The sequence below is a fragment of the Neomesorhizobium albiziae genome, from assembly GCF_900114255.1.
Classification (GTDB): Bacteria; Pseudomonadota; Alphaproteobacteria; order Rhizobiales; family Rhizobiaceae; genus Neomesorhizobium; species Neomesorhizobium albiziae.
The window spans coordinates 77,147-92,090 of sequence record NZ_FOSL01000012.1 but is presented as its reverse complement, the minus strand read 5'-3'; the positions used below and the strand labels follow the sequence as shown (position 1 = coordinate 92,090).

The following is a 14,944-nucleotide window of genomic DNA, read 5'->3' as shown; positions in this document are numbered from 1 at the left end:
CTACGCCTATTTGTTACGCACCGGATTTTTCGAAAGCCGCTACGCAGCTCTACGGTCCAACGCTCTAGCACAGGCTCACCGCAACGGCGACGCAAAAAGCTCGGCATCGGACGAAAGCATCCCTCACCTCGAATCCATCGCAATGGCTGCAAGCTATCAAACACGTTTGGTGTCGGCGCGCCCTGCCCGCTGGGGATGACGACCTGTCCGGCTCGGTCACGAACCGCTCCAAAACAAAAGGCCCCGTTTCCGGGGCCTTTTTCATAATCGCGGGCGACGTCAGCTCTTGCGCGGCAATTGCGGCACCAGGCTGCGCTTGCCACCGTCCTTGCCGGACGGTGTATCCTTGGCCTTCGGCGTACTTGTCTTTTTCGCGACAGCCTTTTTCGCCACCGGCTTGCGGGGAGCCGGATCCTTCTTCGGCTCTTCCTTCTTGGGCTTCACCGGCACCTCGTCGGCGAGCGATTCGAGCTTCAGGCCGGTCTCGCCGGTCTCCTTCTTCTCGACCGTCACGCGCACCGTGCCGCCCTTCTTGAGCTTGCCGAACAGCACTTCCTCGGCGAGCGGCTTCTTGATGTGCTCCTGTATGACGCGGCCAAGCGGCCGCGCGCCCATGCGCTCGTCGTAACCCTTGTCGGCAAGCCACGCGATGGCTTCCGGCGACAGGTCGAAGGTGACGCCGCGCTCCGAAAGCTGCGCCTCCAGCTGCATGACGAACTTCTGGACGACCTGATGCACGACCGGAACCGGCAGCGAACCGAACGGAATGATCGCGTCGAGACGGTTGCGGAACTCCGGCGTGAACAGCCGGTTGATCGCCTCGACATCGTCGCCTTCGCGCTTCGTCGAACCGAAGCCGATCGCCGCGCGCTGCGCATCCGACGCGCCCGCATTCGTCGTCATGATGAGAATGACGTTGCGGAAGTCGATCTGCTTGCCGTTGTGGTCGGTCAGCTTGCCGTGATCCATGACCTGCAACAGGATGTTGAACAGGTCGGGATGAGCCTTTTCCACCTCGTCGAGCAACAGCACACAGTGCGGATGCTGGTCGACGCCGTCGGTCAGAAGGCCGCCCTGGTCGAAGCCGACATAGCCCGGAGGTGCGCCGATCAGCCGGCTGACCGTATGGCGCTCCATGTATTCCGACATGTCGAAGCGCAGGAGTTCGACGCCGAGCGACGCCGCGAGTTGCTTTGCCACTTCGGTCTTGCCGACGCCGGTCGGGCCGGAGAACAGGTAGGAGCCAATCGGCTTCTCCGGTTCCCGGAGGCCGGCACGCGCCAGCTTGATCGCCGACGACAGCGCGGTGATCGCCGTATCCTGGCCATAGACGACACGCTTCAGCTCGACCTCGAGACCGGCCAGCACCTTCTCGTCGTCGGCCGAAACCGTTTTCGGCGGGATGCGCGCCATGGTGGCGACGGTCGCCTCGATTTCCTTGACGCTGATCGTCTTCTTGCGCTTCGGCTCGGGCAAAAGCATCTGCGAGGCGCCGGTCTCGTCGATCACGTCGATCGCCTTGTCCGGCAGCTTGCGGTCGTTGATGTAGCGGGCCGAAAGCTCCACCGCCGCCTTGATGGCGTCGTTGGTGTATTTCACCTTGTGGAATTCCTCGAAGTAAGGCTTCAGCCCCTTCATGATGGCGATGGCGTCATCCACGGTCGGCTCGTTAACATCGATCTTCTGGAACCGGCGCACCAGCGCGCGATCCTTCTCGAAGAACTGGCGGAACTCCTTGTAAGTGGTTGAACCAATGCAGCGAATCAAACCGGACGAAAGCGCCGGCTTGAGCAGGTTGGAGGCGTCCATCGCGCCGCCGGACGTGGCGCCGGCGCCGATGACGGTGTGTATCTCGTCGATGAAGAGGATGGCGCCCGGATAATCCTCGAGCTCCTTGACGACCTGCTTCAGCCGTTCCTCGAAATCGCCGCGATAACGGGTGCCGGCCAGAAGCGTGCCCATGTCGAGCGCAAAGATGGTGGCGTTTGCCAGCACTTCCGGCACCTCGCCCTCGACGATGCGCTTTGCCAGGCCCTCGGCGATCGCCGTCTTGCCGACGCCGGGATCGCCGACATAGAGCGGGTTGTTCTTGGAGCGGCGGCACAACACCTGGATGGTGCGGTTGATCTCAGGCTCGCGACCGATCAGCGGATCGATGCGGCCGGCCTTGGCCTTTTTGTTGAGGTCGACGCAATAGGCGGTCAATGCGTCCTGCTGCTGCTTCTTCTTGCCGCCCTCTTCCGAGGAATCGCCACCGGAAGAACCGGGCTGGTCTTCCTCGGCGCCGCGCGGCGCTCGCGTTTCGCTGGCGCCGGGGCGCTTGGCTATGCCGTGCGAGATGTAGTTGACCGCGTCGTAGCGGGTCATCTGCTGTTCCTGTAGGAAATAGGCGGCATGGCTTTCGCGCTCTGCGAAGATGGCAACGAGCACGTTGGCGCCGGATACTTCCTCGCGGCCGGAAGACTGGACGTGGATCACGGCGCGCTGGATGACGCGCTGGAAGCCGGCGGTGGGTTTGGAATCCTCGTCGTAGCCGGTGACGAGGTTGTCGAGTTCCGTGTCGATGTAGGTGAGCACAGTTTGCTTGAGTTCGTCGAGATCGACATTGCAGGCGCGCATGACGGCGGCGGCGTCGCTGTCGTCGATGAGGGCCAGGAGCAGATGTTCGAGCGTTGCGTATTCATGGTGACGCTCATTGGCAAGGGTAAGCGCCTGATGCAGCGCCTTTTCCAAGCCTTGCGAGAAAGCCGGCATTTTACCTCACTTCTTTTCCATCACGCATTGCAGCGGATGCTGGTGCTGACGGGCAAAATCCATGACCTGGGACACTTTGGTCTCGGCCACTTCGAATGTATAGACCCCGCATTCGCCCACTCCGTGATTGTGGACATGGAGCATGATGCGGGTCGCAGCCTCGCGGTCCTTCTGGAAAAAGCGTTCCAGCACGTGAACCACAAACTCCATAGGCGTGTAGTCGTCGTTGAGGATGAGAACGCGATAAAGGCTTGGCTTCTTGGTTTTCGGTTTGGTGCGCGTGATGACTGCGGTGCCGCGGCCTGGGCCGTTGCCGCCTTCATCGCCATTCTGCATTCGTGCCGCGCCCTGGTGCATGGCATCCCCACCAACGATCAAGCTTTTCCTTCCTCTCGTCGCAACCTGATGAGTTGCGCATGTAGGGAACTCACCAAGGGATTTTAAGGCCTTCTTTAGCGCTGACAATATGAAGCGTTTGGCAAAGCGCGTGTTTTGGCACAATCGTGAACAACACAGCGATTCAAGGCATGAAAAAACCCGGCTGCGCAACGCAGCCGGGTTGGCTTGCGGATCAAAAGACCCGCACCCCCGCCATTTTTGGAAAATTACTTCGCCTTGGCGACAATCGATTCGAACGGCTTGTAGGCGTCCTTGGCGACTTCGGCGTAGAGTTCGCCGATCTTGGTCGCCTGGGCTACGAAGGCCTCATAGGCCGTCTTCGCGTAGTCGGTCTGCACTTCGATCGCCTTTTCCAGCGACTTGGCGGCGACCAGCTTCTCGAGCGCGGCGCTGCCGGTCTCGAAGGACTTCTTGGTGTACTCGGTCGCCTCGACGGCGATCGCCTGGAAACCCTTCGACAGCGAAGCGAAGCTCTTCAGGCCGTTGTCCATGAATTCCTTGCCGAATTTGCCGGCATCTTCGAACGTCTGCGTCATGTGCATGTCCCTTTTCAAAAAGTGGGATGATGAGCACGCCATTGTGCAATGCAATTTTTCTATTGTGCGCTGCACAAAAAGTCAATGCCGAAATCGTGATCGAGGATGGCGACGCCCCCGGCATCCGCGGCGCAAGACGCCGGATTTTGAGTAAATTGCGCCTAAAGACCGAACAAATTTATGAACGCGGCGGTTACCATAAACGGATTGGTAACGTCGTTCGCTTAGGGTTTGTCCGAATGCGAGGCAGGGAACCTTTGCCGCCTCCGGGTGCAGTAAAATTCAAAGGAAATAACAGTGCGTCAGGCGTGGGCAGGCTTTTCGACCTTTCCGGTATCCCCTTTCAAATCAATTCTGGCCGGCATCGTGGCCGTCGCGATGACACTTTGCGCCGCGACCGGTGCGAGCGCGGCGAAATCCGCGGCGATCGTGGTCGACGCCAACACCGGCAAGACGCTGTTTTCCGAGAATGCGGACGCGCCTCGCTATCCCGCCTCGCTGACCAAGATGATGACGCTCTACCTGGTGTTCGAGGCGCTCAACTCCGGCAAGCTATCGATGTCGAGCCGCGTGCCCTTCTCCGCGCAGGCGGCGGCCGAGGCGCCGACCAAGCTCGGTGTGAAGGCCGGAAACTCGGTGACCGTCGAGACCGCGATCTATTCGCTGGTGACCCGCTCGGCCAACGATTCTGCGACCGCGCTGGCTGAACTGATCGGCGGATCGCGCCAGAACTTCGCGCGCATGATGACGGCTAAGGCGCGTCGCCTCGGCATGAGCGGCACCACTTTCCAGAACGCCCACGGCCTGCCCGACGCCGCGCAGAAGACAACGGCGCGCGACATGTCGGTGCTCGGCATCGCGCTGCGCGAGCATTTTCCGCAATACTACAAGGTATTCTCGGTCCGCTCCTTCACCTACGGCAAGACACGCATTGCCAACCACAATCGCCTGCTTGGCCGTGTCGCCGGCGTCGACGGCATCAAGACCGGCTATACCCGCGCATCCGGTTTCAACCTGGTGTCTTCGGTATCGGACGGCGACCGCCGCATCGTCGCCGTCGTGATGGGCGGCCAGTCGGGCCGCTCCCGCGATGCGCGGATGGCCGAGTTGATCAAGAAATACCTGCCGAAGGCCTCGACCCGCGGCGGCGGCCCATTGATCGCCAGGGGCGGAGATTCGCCGATCGCCGCGCTCGCATCCGCCATCTTGCCGAAGCGCAAGGCGCCGACGCCTGAGGCCCGTCCCGATGTGATCGTGGCGCTCAGCGAGGAAGAGGTTCAGGAAGCCGAGAGCCAGCAGATGGCCGCCCAAGAAACCGTGATCGAGGAGACGACCGCGCCGATCGTGCAGGCCTATGCCGCCGTGGAGCCCGCGCCCCAGCCGAAAGCCGCGCCGCGCCCGCAGGCCGAGGTGACCGTCGACCCCATCAGCACCTCGTCCACCGCGCCGGAAGGGTGGGCCGTGCAGGTCGCCTCCTCGCCGAGCGAAGCCGAAGCGCAGGGCTTCCTCGCCAAGACGACCAAGCAGGCCCCCAAGGCTGTTGCCTCCGCGTCGCCCTTCACGGTTCCTTATGTGAAGGACGGTACCACCTACTACCGTGCCCGGTTCGGCGGCTTCGGTTCGAAGACCGCCGCATGGGACGCATGCGCCGCGCTGAAGAAGAAGAAGATCTCCTGCTACGCGGTTCAGCAATAAGTCAGGCCGATCGACCTCCGGGAAGTGTAGTCAGTCGAAGGAGAGTTAGTGGTGATCAGAGAGAAGGACGTCCTTGGCTTCGTTGATACGCGTCGCCAGGAAAGAGGAGCCGCCGAGATCGGGGTGCAGGCGCTGCATCAGGCGGCGATGCGCCTTGCGGACATCCGCCGCACTGGCGCCCGTTTCAAGACCAAGGATCTCGTAGGCCTCCTCCTTAGTCATGGCGCCCGAACCTGGCGCAACACGTTGCCGGTCGCCGTCATTCGCCTTCGCGTCTTCTCGCCAGACGGGAAACCGGCCGTCAAGATAGGTCTCCAGTAGCTGCCTGCTCTCTGAATCCGACGACAGTTCCCGCAGCAATTCGATCAGCTGCTCCTTTGACATGGCGCCGAGCGCACGGCCCTCGTAACGGCCCGCAAGAACCAGCCCTTCCAGCCCACCCGTATCGTGGTCGAGTTCCATCTCAAGCACCGCTGTTCTGACGGTCGAGCGCTTGCCCGGTGTCTTCTGCGCCGTCCGGCGCACCTTGTTCGAGGCGTACCAGGCAGCCGCCCCGGACAAAAGCATGCCGCCAATCCCTGCCCGGCCGGTAATCACCAGCAACCCTCCAGCGATCGCCAGCAGTAGCGGCCCGCTGATGCGCAGCGTCTCGGCCAGCCGCGCGGGGTTGCTGCGGAGAAAGGCCGTGCCGACGAGCAGGACCGCGAGAAGCCCGGCCAGGCTGTAGAAGACGACGGTCATCCTGCCCTGCCACCCTTGAGGTGCTCGATCATCATATGGTCTTCGGGACGGCCGCGCGCCTCCAGCGCCTTGAGCCCGCCGGTCGCGAAAACGGCAACCGCCGAAAGAAGTTTCGCAAGTGCGGCCGCCGAATTGCGGTCGAAACGGAACCACGCACCCTTCGACAGGCGGGCGAATTCCTTGAACGCATGTTCGGCGATGGCGTCACGGCCTTCTTGGAACAGGAAGACCGGAACGCCGCGCAGGCCGAGGTTTCCGGCTTTCTCGGCAAGGTCGTCGATTGGCTCCTCCATCGCGTCGCCGATGTAGATGAGCGCATTTATCTTTTCCCGCCCGGTTTCGGCGAGGGCGTGGGAAAACACTTTGCCGATCTGGGTGTTGCCGCCGCGGCAGTCGATGCGAACCATCAACTCCTTCAGCGCGGCGGTGTCGCTGACGAATTTCGATGCCCGGCACTCGCCAAACCCACGGAAATAGACCAGCTGGACTTTCAGCGACCCGGCCTTGGCGACGGCGTCGAACATTTCGGCCTGGAGCTTGCAGGCGAGATCCCAGGTCGGCTGCCGGCTCATCGTGGCGTCGAGCGCCAGCACCAGGCGGCCCGAACCGTTGCCCGACAAAGGCGCCATCGCGCGCGCCTGGCGCAGGAACGCATCAATCTCGCTGGCGCCGGATTTTTGCGTTGCCGGCGGCTTGTCGGTTTCGAGGGGCGCGGGCGGCTTCTTGTCGCTCATCCACTTCAACATGTGGCGTCTTGCGGATGCTTGCAAGCCCGTCCTGCGGAAGACCCAGCGGCCAGGCGGCCAGCGTGCTCAGAGAAGCCCGAGTTCGGCCAGTTCTTGCCGCAGCTTGGGCGGCATTTCGGCCCAACCCGTGCGGCCCTGGCCGAGATCGGCGGGCGCCTCATTGGGCTTTAGGTAACGCCAGCCCTGGAAGGGACGGCGCGGCTGCCACTCGGTGCGCATGACCACCGGGTCCAGCACGAGATGGCAGCGCGAGATGCCCTCGCCGTCGACGAAAGGGCGGATATCGACCAGCCGCTGGCGGCACTGCACGCTGCCCTTGATGACCCAATAGAGCGAGCCACCGTCGGTGAGTTCCGCCGCGCGGGTCGGCACCATACGTGTGGTGTGCCATTGCTCGACCGGCTCGCCGGCGCGCTTGCGCTCGTCTAGCCGGAAGGCGATCCACTCTTCCAGGTCTTCGACGCTGTCGCAGCCGACGCACAGTTTGATGAGGTTCAGGGCCATTCAATGAGCATTAGCGCGGCCAGGGCCGAGGTCAACTGAGAAGCAGTTTCTCCACAGGCTGCAATCAGGCTGCCTGGGCAGCGGTCTCGATCACCTCTGCCACCCATTCGTTCAAGCTCTTGTTTTCCGCGGCAGCGGCAATCACAGCCGCTTCATGGGTTTTTGGATCGAGGCGCACATTGAACCTGCCGGAGAATTCGCGAAACGGTTCGACACCCTTTTCGGCACACAAATCGAGAAAGACTTGAAGGGATTTGCGTCCCTCGACAAGCAATCCTTCGACGCTCACAGCATAAAAATCGGCACCGCCGGCAAGGCCCAGAAACTCGCCCCTGATCATCCCGAGTTCGGGATCGAATGTAAGAACCGCCTTGTGGCCTTCAACGTCAATGACATTCTTCATGGCTTCACTCCATGGCCCTCCAGCCATTTTCTGATGCTTGCAACCGCACCCTTGTCTGTGTCCGGGGACGGGTGGGGACGGTGAAACACCCGCACTTCCCCGAACAGGAAAACACCAACACGCGAACCCTCACGCTCGCTAACGTCAGCTCCTAAAGCGACGAAAAGGGCCTCTATGTCGGCCCACCGGATTGACCCGCTCACCGGACGAGAGAACAATTGTGCGAGTGTGATCCGGTGCCTGCGCTTGAGGCTCATCCTCATTCAGTACCACAAAATGGTACCAGAGACAAGGAAATCAACACTCGACGACGTTGACCGCCAGGCCGCCCTGGCTGGTTTCCTTGTACTTCTCGTTCATGTCGACGCCGGTCTGGCGCATCGTCTCTATTGCCGCATCGAGCGGCACGAAATGCTTGCCGTCGCCCTTGATGGCGAGGGATGCGGCGGTAACCGCCTTCACCGCGCCCAGCGCGTTGCGCTCGATGCACGGCACCTGCACGAGCCCGCCGACCGGGTCGCAGGTCATGCCAAGATGGTGTTCCAGTGCGATCTCGGCCGCGTTTTCGACCTGTTCCGGTGTGCCACCCATCACCGCGCAGAGGCCGGCCGCGGCCATCGCCGATGCCGAACCCACCTCGCCCTGGCAGCCAACTTCAGCGCCGGAGATCGAGGCATTGGTCTTGATGATGCCGCCGACGGCGGCGGCCGTTAGCAGAAAGTCGCGGATGCCCGCCTGGTCGGCCTCGGGGTGGAAATGCAGCCAGTAGCGAAGCACGGCAGGCAGCGTTCCGGCCGCGCCATTGGTCGGTGCGGTGACGACGCGGCCGCCGGCGGCGTTTTCCTCGTTGACCGCCATCGCGTAGATCGACAGCCAGTCGTTGGCCAGCAGCGGGTTCGGCCTGTTCTGCTGCCATTGTTCCTGAAGCTTGTCATGCAACTGGCGGGCGCGGCGGCGAACCTTCAGGCCGCCCGGCATGATGCCGTCCTGCGACAGCCCGCGATCGATGCAGCCCTTCATCGCGCTCCAAATATGGTCAAGCCCCTGGTCGAGCTCCTCGCGCGTCATGTGGGTTTCTTCGTTGATCCGTTTCATTTCGGCGATCGAAAGGCCGCTCTTGTCTGCCATGCGCAGCATCTCGACGGCGTTCTTGAATGGATACGGGACCTTCTTGCCCTCGGTCGTCACCGATCCGCGGGTTTTCATGCGCTGCAACTCTTCCTCCGAAACGACGAAACCGCCACCGATCGAATAATAGATGCGCTTTAGCAGCAGCCGGCCGGCGGCATCGTAGGCATAAAACGCCATGCCATTGGCGTGGCCCAGCAGCGGCGTCTTCTTGTCGAGCACGAGGTCGACCGCAGGATCGAAATTGTAACCGGGGTGGCCTGGCGGCGAGACCCGTTTCTCGGCCTTGACCTTTTCCACCTGTGCATCGGCCTTGTCGGGATCGACGGTTATGGGCGTCTCGCCGGTCAGGCCCAGGATGACAGCGCGGTCGGTGCCGTGGCCGACGCCGGTATAGGCGAGCGAACCATGCAGGCTAGCGCCCAGCCTGTCGACCTTGACGCCGGCCGGGCGCGGCCAGTCATCCCCGGCGACTTCTGCGAGGAAGCGAGAGGCGGCCGTCATCGGGCCCATCGTATGGGAGCTCGACGGCCCGATGCCGATTTTGAACAGGTCGAAGACCGAAAGGAACACGCGCTGCAAGCTCCGGACCGTGGATTGGCGCACGGTATCGCATTTTAAGTGATGTTTCCGTCATTTCGGACCTGGCCGCTTCGCGCGGGCCGACTTCCGGTGCGCTGCAAACGACATGGCCACTGCCTGAAGTCAAAGGAAATCCTTCCGGCAGCGGGAAACCACGATATGGGATCAGTGCCGTGCGAATGCACGCACTCAAGATGTAGCGCCTTTCCGGTGCCTGCTGCGCCGTGGCGGCCTGTGATAAAATCGCCTGATGGGCGATTCTTTCATTCTCTCCGGCAACGACCTGGCGGCTCTCGCCTTCTTTCTCCTGGTATGGGCGTTTTTTGCGCTGGCCGCCGACGGCAAATTGTTCAGCCGCGTATCGCTGACGACAGCGATGAATGCCCAGCGCGAGGCCTGGATGCGCACGATGGCGCGGCGCGAGCTGCGCATGATCGACACATCGATCATGATCGGGCTGCAGCAGGGTACGGCATTCTTCGCCTCCAGCTCGATTTTCGCCATCGGCGGCTGCTTTGCGCTGCTTGGTGCGAGCGAGCGGGTTCTTACAGTGCTTTCCGACATGCCCTACATCGGCTCGACGTCGCGAGGCCTGTTCGAAACCAAGGTGCTGGGCCTGGTCGTCCTGCTTGCTCATGCGTTTTTCAAGTTCGGCTGGTCTTACCGGCTGTTCAACTACTGCTCGATCCTGATCGGCGCGGTGCCGGTGACGCGTGACGAGGCGACAAACGACGCCGAGACGGAAGCGGCGGTCGTGCGAGCGGCCAAGATGAACATCCTGGCCGGCAAGCATTTCGCCGCCGGCTTGCAAGGCATCTTCTTCTCCATTGCCTATCTCGGTTGGTTCGTGAACGCCGGCGTCTTCGCGTTGACCACGCTGCTGCTTTTGGCTGTCCTGATACGCCGGCAGTTCTTTTCAGCCGCGCGCGCCGCGGTGCTGGCGCAAGCTCCGGCTCAAACCGGTCCCGGCAGCGGCGTATCGATGCGGCCCGACAACCAATAGGCTACAAGGCCCATCCATTCGCGGATCGCCAATGTGGTGTTCTGCAGGGCGTCGGTTTGGTTGTCGGTGAACAGGGCGACGCCCTCCCTGCCTGTGGTGCGATAGTCTGTCGGCCACGGAATTACCGGGAAATCCACCTTGCGGAACAGCCCGACCGAGCGCGGCATGTGGAAGGCCGAGGTGACCAGCAGCCACGTTTCGCCGGCTTGCGGATTGACGAGTTCCTTCGAGAACTGTGCATTCTCGGCGGTGTTGCGGGACTTGCTTTCGAGGATCAGCCGCTCCGGCGCCACACCGAGTGCTACAAGCAAGCGGAACGCGGTGTTTGCATCCTCCTCACCCTCCAGCAGCATCGAGCCGGTTCCTCCCGAGATCAGAATTTTCGCATCGGGGAAACGCCGCGCCAGCACGGCTGTCTCGACAAAGCGATCGCCGGAACCGTTCAGTTCGTAGCCGCCGCGGGCAAGGTTGACGGCTCCCTCGAAGCCGCCGCCAAGCACGACGATGCCGTCAACCTTTTCCGGAAGGCTCGCAGGGCGCGGAAATCGGTCTTCGAGCGGATGCATCAGGAGCGGGGCAAGCGACGTCCATGCCGAGAGGGCGAGGATAAGGAACGCCGCCGACAGGCTTGTCAGCGCGAGACGCCGGCGGCCGAAAAAGACCGCCAGCAAACTCGCGATGACCAGGAAAATCGAAAAATTCAGCGGCTGGGCGAAAAACCAGAAAATTTTCGAGAGGTAGAAAAACATGAATGAAATTTAGTCGAAGAGAGGCAGTTCCTTGTCACGTAGCGGCCTCCTTACTTTCTTAACAAGCTGCTCATCTTCTATTATATTCAGCGCAGCCGCAACAACACGAAAATGTTGAGCAACATCGGCTTCAGACCAAAGTTGAAGCTCCGACAGTGTATAAACAGACAAGCTACGCTCGTTGTCGTTTACCTTTCGTGATACGTCGACCACCTCAAATTCTACACGCTCGCCGTAGAACTCTGTATCGAGCAAATTTCGTTTTACAACAGTTGCCATAAGTCCATATTGCTCTGTCGTAAAATGAGTATTCTTCCTGGGTTGTAGAAAATAACCTTTCACAGACCCCTCCTCTACAAAGAAGAACGGAAGTCTGTAAGAGGCGAGCCTATCCCCACCATAAGGAAGCTTACGCGGAGGCAGATTGAAAACAGAGGTTTTTCGGCCGAATGCATTGGGAGCAGCAAGCCTGACAACATCCATATTGTGAGCATGCCCAACCATCTTTGCACGAGACGGCGAGGCCGACATCAATGCTTTCAGATCATGTAGACCTTTGTGAGCACTACGAACTCTCTTGGTTCCATCCAGGTAGTTAAAATTGCCACCTGTCGGCTCTAAAGCCGAAATTAGATGCGCGACTGCACTGTTGAGAGATGACGTATCTACGCGAACTATTTCCGGTACCGAGGGGGCATGCCGCATTCAAACTCCTCCGCTCAATGGCGTATTAAGCTTCCGCGTCCTCCCTCGCGTAGAATCCATAACCTAATTGATTCATCGGGGATGTACATGCCTACAACCGCGCCATCCAAGCCACTTTTCCACACCTTTTCCCACGGCCCGGCCTCTTCGTGAGTCAGGTCAACGAGCTTTCCAGCATCAAACTTTGCGTAATAGTCGAATATATTTTCTAAAAACTTCATCAAATTTGAGTTTAAATCATATCTTGCAAAAGACATAATGCCAGTTGTTACATCAATCTTCGTTAATCTACTGGATATTTCTTTATCCTTATAAACCTTCAATTGATCATAAACCACCCGAACAACCGGACCATGCTTCCAAGCTTCAAAGCGTTGACCAATTAATGGGGCGTTATATTTTGCTAAGTGCCACGCATGCGCAAAAAAAAGAATCTTCTGAAGGCTTAAGTGAGTGAGCGGCAAGCCGGTCTCACCTGCTCGGTCTACAAAGAAATTCGCAATCTCGCGCGCATCGTAGGGCACAACAGTTCTACCACCACTTCTGCGGCGCGAAGCGGCCGGCAGCCTGTTCGATCACATGGCCGGCGCGGTACAGGGTCTCCTCGTCGAAGGGACGGCCGATGAGCTGCAAGCCGAGCGGCAGACCCTTTTCGTCGAGCCCGGCCGGCACGGCGATGCCCGGCAGGCCGGCCATGTTCACCGTCACCGTGAAAATGTCGTTGAGGTACATTTTGACGGGATCCGCGGCCATGTCCTCGTCGGCGACGCCGAAGGCGGCCGAGGGGGTCGCCGGCGTCAGGATGGTATCGACGCCGGCGGCGAATACCTGCTCGAAGTCGCGCTTGATCAGGGTGCGCACCTTCTGCGCCTGCAGATAGTAGGCGTCGTAGTAGCCGGCGGAGAGCACGTACGTGCCGATCATGATACGGCGCTTGACCTCGCGGCCGAATCCGGCGGCGCGGGTCTTTTCATACATGTCGATGATGTCCTTGCCGGGCACGCGCAGGCCGTAGCGGACGCCATCGTAGCGGGCGAGGTTGGACGAGGCTTCCGCCGGCGCCACGATGTAGTAGGCCGGCAACGCGTATTTCGTATGCGGCAGCGAGATGTCGACGATTTCAGCGCCGGCATCCTTCAGCCAGGCAATGCCTTTCTGCCACAGCGCCTCGATATCGTCCGGCATGCCGTCGACACGATATTCCCTGGGGATGCCGACCTTCATGCCACGGATCGACTGTCCCAAGGCGGCTTCGTAATCCGGCACCGGACGGTCGACCGAGGTGGTGTCTTTTGCATCGACCGAAGCCATCGACTTCAACATGATGGCGCTGTCGCGCACGTCGCGGGTGATCGGTCCGGCCTGGTCGAGCGACGAGGCGAACGCAACAATGCCCCAGCGCGAGCAGCGGCCGTAGGTCGGCTTGATGCCGACCGTGCCGGTGAAAGCCGCCGGCTGGCGAATCGACCCGCCGGTATCGGTCGCCGTGGCGCCGGCGCACAGGAAAGCCGAAACCGCCGCCGCCGAGCCGCCGGAAGAACCGCCGGGCACGAGTTGCATATTGTCCAGCGTGCGTTCGGTGCGAACGCCGCCATCGGAGACGAAGGCCGCATCGCCCGTATGGGTGACGGGCCGCACGATGGTGGTCGCGCGCGAGCGCCGCCACGGATTGATGACCGGGCCGTAGTAGGATGTCTCGTTGGACGAGCCCATGGCGAACTCATCCATGTTGAGCTTGCCAAGCATCACCGCGCCGTCGGCCCACAGATTGGCGGTGACCGTCGATTCGTAACGCGGCTTGAAGCCGTCGAGCACATGGCTGCAGGCCTGGGTGTGCACGCCTTCGGTCCCGAAGAGGTCCTTGATACCGAGCGGAATGCCTTCCAGTGCGCCGCCGGAATTGTTGGCAAGACGCTCGTCGGAAGCCTTTGCCATGGCGCGGGCTTGGTCATGCGTCACCGCGACATAGGCGTTCAGCGACCCGTTGGCGCTGTCGATCGCGCAGAGATAGGCATCGGTGAGTTCAGCCGCGGTAATCTCTTTTGCACGCAGCTTGGTGCGCGCTTCCGAAATCGTCAGATTGGTGAGGTCGGTCATCAGGCGAGTTTCTTTTCATAAAAGCGGGAATAACCGGAATCGGGATAGTCGAGCACGGCGCCGCAGACCTCGAACCCGCCGCGTTCATAGACGCGGTAGGCCGGCTCGAAGCCCGCAGCCTCGCCCGTTTCGAGGACCAGCCTCGTGACGCCCTTGTCGCGTGCAAGCGCCTCGATCGACTGCAACAACTGGGATCCGACACGCTGGCCGCGCACCTCGGGCAAGGTGAACATGCGCTTGACCTCGCCAATCCCGTCGCCGTGGTCTTTAAGTGCGCCCATGCCGACGGGACGCCCGTCGGGACCGCGCGCCACAAACAGGGTCACCGCAGGCTCGGCCATCTGTTCGACCGTGAGCTGGAACTGGAACTCTCGCGGCGTCAACGGGATCATATGCGCGTTCAGCGCAGCCACCATCGTGCGCACATCGTCCTGCAAGGGGCTTTCGATCGCTATTGCGACAGTCACGGCCTACTCCACCACTTTCGGCACGAGGAAGAAGTTCTCCTGGGTGGCCGGAGCGTTGGCGACGATATCGCTCGGCTTGTCGCCGTCGGTGACGGCATCCTGCCGCTTCTTCATGTCCATCGGGATGACGGAGGTCATCGGCTCGACACCGGAAACGTCGACTTCGTTCAATTGCTCGACGAAGCCCAGGATGACGTTCAACTCGCCGGTCATGCGTTCGGCGTCCTCTTCGGAGACGGCGATGCGGGCAAGGTGCGCGACGCGCTTTACGGTGGCGATATCGACAGACATGGATTGCTCCGGAAATTGAAGATCGCGCTATACCGGCGTGGCGGCGACAGCGCAACATGGATGACGGCCTGCGCCTCATCGACGGCACGGCGTCCTCAAGGAAAATGACCGCGCCTGCGACCCTGTTTGGCCGCAGGCGCTCAC

17 protein-coding genes are annotated in these 14,944 nt (G+C 61.1%); 2 read left to right on the top strand and 15 right to left on the bottom strand.

From position 1 onward, the window contains the following. Window positions 1-279 precede the first annotated feature (279 nt). From clpA to F3H98_RS18815, 3 genes are all read right to left on the bottom strand, one after another. Window positions 280-2,754 carry an ATP-dependent Clp protease ATP-binding subunit ClpA gene (clpA, locus tag F3H98_RS18825; RefSeq protein WP_149761857.1) on the bottom strand — a complete coding sequence of 825 codons (2,475 nt, stop codon included), beginning with the start codon at window positions 2,752-2,754 and terminating at the stop codon, window positions 280-282. 6 nt (window positions 2,755-2,760) lie between these two features. Next, window positions 2,761-3,111 carry an ATP-dependent Clp protease adapter ClpS gene (gene clpS / locus F3H98_RS18820; RefSeq protein WP_188130463.1) on the bottom strand — a complete coding sequence of 117 codons (351 nt, stop codon included), beginning with the start codon at window positions 3,109-3,111 and terminating at the stop codon, window positions 2,761-2,763. A gap of 248 nt (window positions 3,112-3,359) precedes the next feature. Then, complete coding sequence (locus tag F3H98_RS18815; RefSeq protein WP_149761855.1) at window positions 3,360-3,689, bottom strand: phasin family protein; 330 nt, start codon at window positions 3,687-3,689, stop codon at window positions 3,360-3,362. Window positions 3,690-3,986: 297 nt separating this feature from the next. Between F3H98_RS18815 and F3H98_RS18810 the strand changes: the two genes are divergently transcribed. Beyond that, on the top strand, window positions 3,987-5,384 hold the full coding sequence (locus F3H98_RS18810; protein WP_244621787.1) for a D-alanyl-D-alanine carboxypeptidase family protein: 1,398 nt from the start codon (window positions 3,987-3,989) through the stop codon (window positions 5,382-5,384). Between the two features lie 45 nt (window positions 5,385-5,429). Here F3H98_RS18810 and F3H98_RS18805 read toward each other — a convergent pair whose 3' ends face one another. The 6 genes from F3H98_RS18805 to F3H98_RS18780 form a co-directional block, all read right to left on the bottom strand. Then, window positions 5,430-6,125 (bottom strand): DnaJ domain-containing protein, encoded by a 696-nt coding sequence (locus F3H98_RS18805; RefSeq protein WP_149761853.1) that lies wholly within the window; start codon window positions 6,123-6,125, stop codon window positions 5,430-5,432. Continuing rightward, window positions 6,122-6,859, bottom strand: a complete 738-nt coding sequence (locus F3H98_RS18800; protein ID WP_149761950.1) for a VWA domain-containing protein — start codon at window positions 6,857-6,859, stop codon at window positions 6,122-6,124. The genes F3H98_RS18805 and F3H98_RS18800 overlap by 4 nt, the downstream gene beginning before the upstream one ends. Before the next feature lie 78 nt (window positions 6,860-6,937). Continuing rightward, window positions 6,938-7,375 (bottom strand): DUF1489 family protein, encoded by a 438-nt coding sequence (locus tag F3H98_RS18795; protein ID WP_149761851.1) that lies wholly within the window; start codon window positions 7,373-7,375, stop codon window positions 6,938-6,940. A 64-nt stretch (window positions 7,376-7,439) separates the two neighbouring features. Then, a complete protein-coding gene (locus tag F3H98_RS31825) occupies window positions 7,440-7,778 on the bottom strand; it encodes a type II toxin-antitoxin system HicB family antitoxin (RefSeq protein ID WP_149761849.1) in 339 nt (112 codons plus the stop codon). Beyond that, window positions 7,775-8,035: a type II toxin-antitoxin system HicA family toxin gene (locus F3H98_RS18785; RefSeq protein WP_149761847.1), complete on the bottom strand. Its 261-nt coding sequence runs from the start codon at window positions 8,033-8,035 to the stop codon at window positions 7,775-7,777. The genes F3H98_RS31825 and F3H98_RS18785 overlap by 4 nt, the downstream gene beginning before the upstream one ends. 40 nt (window positions 8,036-8,075) lie before the next feature. Then, complete coding sequence (locus F3H98_RS18780; protein WP_149761845.1) at window positions 8,076-9,479, bottom strand: L-serine ammonia-lyase; 1,404 nt, start codon at window positions 9,477-9,479, stop codon at window positions 8,076-8,078. A gap of 259 nt (window positions 9,480-9,738) precedes the next feature. On the opposite strand from F3H98_RS18780, the gene F3H98_RS18775 reads away from it, so the two are divergent. Then, complete coding sequence (locus F3H98_RS18775) at window positions 9,739-10,491, top strand: DUF599 domain-containing protein (RefSeq protein WP_149761843.1); 753 nt, start codon at window positions 9,739-9,741, stop codon at window positions 10,489-10,491. On the opposite strand, the gene F3H98_RS18770 is transcribed toward F3H98_RS18775, so the two are convergent. From F3H98_RS18770 to gatC, 6 genes are read right to left on the bottom strand one after another with little or no spacing between them, the layout of a single operon-like run. Next, window positions 10,443-11,240 (bottom strand): YdcF family protein, encoded by a 798-nt coding sequence (locus F3H98_RS18770; RefSeq protein WP_149761841.1) that lies wholly within the window; start codon window positions 11,238-11,240, stop codon window positions 10,443-10,445. The two genes, F3H98_RS18775 and F3H98_RS18770, sit on opposite strands and share 49 nt — an antisense overlap. A gap of 9 nt (window positions 11,241-11,249) precedes the next feature. After that, the gene (locus F3H98_RS18765) at window positions 11,250-11,945 is read right to left on the bottom strand and encodes a hypothetical protein (RefSeq protein ID WP_149761839.1); all 696 of its coding nucleotides are present in this window, start codon (window positions 11,943-11,945) and stop codon (window positions 11,250-11,252) included. Window positions 11,946-11,959: 14 nt separating this feature from the next. After that, window positions 11,960-12,469, bottom strand: a complete 510-nt coding sequence (locus F3H98_RS18760; RefSeq protein ID WP_188130462.1) for a Panacea domain-containing protein — start codon at window positions 12,467-12,469, stop codon at window positions 11,960-11,962. A gap of 7 nt (window positions 12,470-12,476) precedes the next feature. Then, window positions 12,477-14,042, bottom strand: coding sequence for an amidase (locus tag F3H98_RS18755; RefSeq protein ID WP_149761835.1), 1,566 nt, complete (start codon window positions 14,040-14,042; stop codon window positions 12,477-12,479). Further along, window positions 14,042-14,509 carry a GNAT family N-acetyltransferase gene (locus F3H98_RS18750; RefSeq protein WP_149761833.1) on the bottom strand — a complete coding sequence of 156 codons (468 nt, stop codon included), beginning with the start codon at window positions 14,507-14,509 and terminating at the stop codon, window positions 14,042-14,044. Before F3H98_RS18750 ends, F3H98_RS18755 begins: the two co-directional genes overlap by 1 nt. Before the next feature lie 3 nt (window positions 14,510-14,512). Next, window positions 14,513-14,800, bottom strand: coding sequence for an Asp-tRNA(Asn)/Glu-tRNA(Gln) amidotransferase subunit GatC (gatC, locus tag F3H98_RS18745; protein ID WP_149761831.1), 288 nt, complete (start codon window positions 14,798-14,800; stop codon window positions 14,513-14,515). Window positions 14,801-14,944: the final 144 nt, after the last annotated feature.

What these genes read in the sequence shown, in the direction of transcription:
- F3H98_RS18815 (WP_149761855.1), bottom strand. Translation starts at nt 3,689, where the DNA reads ATGACGCAGACGTTCGAAGATGCCGGCAAATTCGGCAAGGAATTCATG.
- F3H98_RS18795 (WP_149761851.1), bottom strand. Translation starts at nt 7,375, where the DNA reads ATGGCCCTGAACCTCATCAAACTGTGCGTCGGCTGCGACAGCGTCGAA.
- F3H98_RS31825 (WP_149761849.1), bottom strand. Translation starts at nt 7,778, where the DNA reads ATGAAGAATGTCATTGACGTTGAAGGCCACAAGGCGGTTCTTACATTC.
- F3H98_RS18800 (WP_149761950.1), bottom strand. Translation starts at nt 6,859, where the DNA reads ATGAGCGACAAGAAGCCGCCCGCGCCCCTCGAAACCGACAAGCCGCCG.
- F3H98_RS18775 (WP_149761843.1), top strand. Translation starts at nt 9,739, where the DNA reads ATGGGCGATTCTTTCATTCTCTCCGGCAACGACCTGGCGGCTCTCGCC.
- F3H98_RS18805 (WP_149761853.1), bottom strand. Translation starts at nt 6,125, where the DNA reads ATGACCGTCGTCTTCTACAGCCTGGCCGGGCTTCTCGCGGTCCTGCTC.
- F3H98_RS18755 (WP_149761835.1), bottom strand. Translation starts at nt 14,042, where the DNA reads ATGACCGACCTCACCAATCTGACGATTTCGGAAGCGCGCACCAAGCTG.
- F3H98_RS18785 (WP_149761847.1), bottom strand. Translation starts at nt 8,035, where the DNA reads ATGAGCCTCAAGCGCAGGCACCGGATCACACTCGCACAATTGTTCTCT.
- clpS (WP_188130463.1), bottom strand. Translation starts at nt 3,111, where the DNA reads ATGCACCAGGGCGCGGCACGAATGCAGAATGGCGATGAAGGCGGCAAC.
- F3H98_RS18770 (WP_149761841.1), bottom strand. Translation starts at nt 11,240, where the DNA reads ATGTTTTTCTACCTCTCGAAAATTTTCTGGTTTTTCGCCCAGCCGCTG.
- clpA (WP_149761857.1), bottom strand. Translation starts at nt 2,754, where the DNA reads ATGCCGGCTTTCTCGCAAGGCTTGGAAAAGGCGCTGCATCAGGCGCTT.
- F3H98_RS18765 (WP_149761839.1), bottom strand. Translation starts at nt 11,945, where the DNA reads ATGCGGCATGCCCCCTCGGTACCGGAAATAGTTCGCGTAGATACGTCA.
- gatC (WP_149761831.1), bottom strand. Translation starts at nt 14,800, where the DNA reads ATGTCTGTCGATATCGCCACCGTAAAGCGCGTCGCGCACCTTGCCCGC.